At 64.4% G+C, this 2,438-nt stretch carries 3 protein-coding genes; 1 reads left to right on the top strand and 2 read right to left on the bottom strand.

The window, feature by feature from the left end; translation table 11 throughout:
- The first annotated feature begins 588 nt into the window (after positions 1-588).
- Entirely contained in the window at positions 589-1,587 is a 999-nt protein-coding gene (locus ETD86_RS53920; RefSeq protein ID WP_246149536.1) for a M15 family metallopeptidase, read from the top strand.
- Positions 1,588-1,596: 9 nt separating this feature from the next.
- Here ETD86_RS53920 and mscL read toward each other — a convergent pair whose 3' ends face one another.
- Together mscL and ETD86_RS53910 are read right to left on the bottom strand one after the other, a co-directional pair.
- Positions 1,597-1,995, bottom strand: a complete 399-nt coding sequence (gene mscL, locus ETD86_RS53915; RefSeq protein ID WP_138674317.1) for a large conductance mechanosensitive channel protein MscL — start codon at positions 1,993-1,995, stop codon at positions 1,597-1,599.
- 22 nt (positions 1,996-2,017) lie between these two features.
- The coding region (locus ETD86_RS53910) for an RcpC/CpaB family pilus assembly protein (RefSeq protein WP_246149535.1) at positions 2,018-2,438 on the bottom strand (421 nt) is incomplete at its 5' end.

The following is a 2,438-nucleotide window of genomic DNA, read 5'->3' as shown; positions in this document are numbered from 1 at the left end:
CGAAGGGGCTGTGCCGGGGCCGGTGCCGGTGGTGGCGAAGGGGCCTCGGCGTGGGGAGGGCGATGTTGCTCCTGATGCTGGTCGGCGGTCTCGTGTTGAGGAGCCCTATACGCCTGCTCCTGTGCGGCCCTGGAGTGGGTGTCCGGGGGAGTGGGTGGACACCTGGTTGTGGGAGTTGTGCAGGGAGGAAGAGCAGGAGGGCGGCGGTCAGGGGTTCGCTCGGAGTTTGGTGCCGGGGATTTGAGACTGTGGCAGTGTGCGCCAGGAGGTGAGGGGGCGTTTTGGGCATTGGGTGGCTGCTTGCGCCGTTTGAGAAGCCGGGGCTCCAGGTGATGGGCTGGGGTGAGGATCTGGCTGGTTGTGGGGGGTGGCTGTGCAAAGTGGGTTTTTTGTCTCATAACAGCTCCCCAGAGTTCGGTCCGGACACTCTGGGGGCTGTAGTAACGTGCGTGCCTGACCCAGGTAACGAGTTTGCATACGGAGGAGTCGAACGTGCCAGCACCTCGATCAGCGGGTCTGATCGCGGTAGTCATGGTGGTCGTGGCTTCTCTGTTGGCGCCTTCCGTGAAGGCTCAGGCTCAGGTTCAGATGGATCGGCAGACCCGCGCTCGGGAGTGGCGCGATCCGGGGAATCTGGGTGAGCTCAGGAAGGAAGCCGAGCGGTCGGCCAAGGAGCTCGAGGAGGCTACCAAGGCCCTTGAGAAGCGGCGGAGCACCATCGCGGCTTCCGAGAAGGAGCTCAAGACCAAGCTGACGGCGTTGCAGGAGCTGGAGCGGCGGCTTGCGGTGATGCGGCAGCCCGTGTCGCAGATGGTCGAGTTGTTGTACGAGCAGCCGATCGCGGCCGGAGGCGTTCTGCCGTTCCTGACTGAAGGGGCCGATGAGGGGACGCTGCGCGCGCTGACCGACGCCACGCACATCGTGGCGGTGCGGCAGCAGGCTGTTGAGCAGACCAGTGCGCTCTACAAGGAGACGGAGCGGCTGGCGGCTGAGGCTCAGGAGCTTCGGGCGGGGAACCTGCTGGCGGAGGCGCAACTGGCGGCCGAGGTCGATACGTTGCGGCAGCGGTCGGACAAGATCGTGAAGTCACTGACCGCGGCGTTGGTGAAGCTGGGCATCAAGATTGACAAAGTGGGCCGGGCGGCACTGGGGTGTGACCCGCTGCGGGCGGCGACGGCGGGGGACTATCCCAACGGGCTCATCCCCAAGGGCATGCTCTGTCCGTTGCAGCAGAAGGGGTTCAGTCTGCGGGCCGACGCCACCATCGCGTTCGTGAGCTTGAACGAGGCGTATCGCAAGAGGTTCGGGAAGCCGATGTGCGTTACCGATGCTTACCGGAATCTGGCCGAGCAGCAGTCCATCTACTATCGGCGGCCGGGGTTCGCGGCCGTGCCGGGGCGGAGTAACCACGGGCTCGGGCTGGCTGTGGACCTGTGTGGCGGGGTGGAGAGGTCGGGCTCGGCCGAGTTCGTGTGGATGGAGCGGAACTCCAAGAAGTACGGGTGGTTCCATCCGTCCTGGGCCTACAGCAGCCCGTTCGAGCCGTGGCACTGGGAGTACGACCCCAAGATGGATTCGCTGCTCTAGCTTCCTCGGTCAGATCGAGGCCACTTCTATGCTGCAGAACGCGCAGCGGGAGGCGGCTTTCGGGATCTCTGACAGGCATTCGGGGCAGTTGCGGGTCCTCGCCTCGATCTTGGCGGCGTTGCGGTCCCTGACGTGCGTGTACGGCTTCACCACCAGGAAGTACATCACCGCGGCGACGATCAGGAACGAGATGATCGCGTTGATGAAGTTGCCGTACATGAAGTTCGACTGACCAACGGTGATCTTGAGTGAGGAGAAGTCGGGGAGACCTCCGAACGCCGAGATGAGCGGGGTCAGCAAGTCGGCGACAAATGACTGCACAATCGCGTTGAAGGCCGCCCCGAGGACGACTGCGACGGCCAGATCGATGACGTTTCCCTGGAAGAGGAACTTCTTGAATCCGTTCATGGGCAAGATCGTAGCCGAATGATTACTCAGGGTGAGTAGCGGCGAGGATCGTGATCGACAGAGGGGCGCTTGCTTGGGCGGCGGCGAGCTCTGCTGCTTGGGTCGTGGTCGTGGCCAGGACGGCTAGGGTGCCGTTCCTGTTCTCCTCTTGTCCTGTTGGGAGAGTGATGACCGTTACGTCTTCGGCGATCGTGCGGGCCGGGTGAGTGTCCTCCCAGGCTGCCAGGATGTTGATCCTTGAGCCGGGGGAGATGAGTTTCGCCGCTTCTGGGTCGGAGATGCGTACGGGCGTGGCGACCATGCCTGGTGGAAGGCGATAGGAGTGCAGGAGGCGGGCATCCGTCAAGGGCTCGCCCCTGCGCATGGGGGAGGTCAGATAGCGGCCGGCTGCGGCGGTGGTCGTGCGTATGGCGCCGTCTGGGGGGTGGCTGAGGGGGACTGGG

Origin of the sequence: Nonomuraea turkmeniaca, from assembly GCF_005889735.1 — a bacterium.
Taxonomy (GTDB): domain Bacteria; phylum Actinomycetota; class Actinomycetes; order Streptosporangiales; family Streptosporangiaceae; genus Nonomuraea; species Nonomuraea turkmeniaca.
This window is presented reverse-complemented; position numbering and strand designations above follow the sequence as displayed.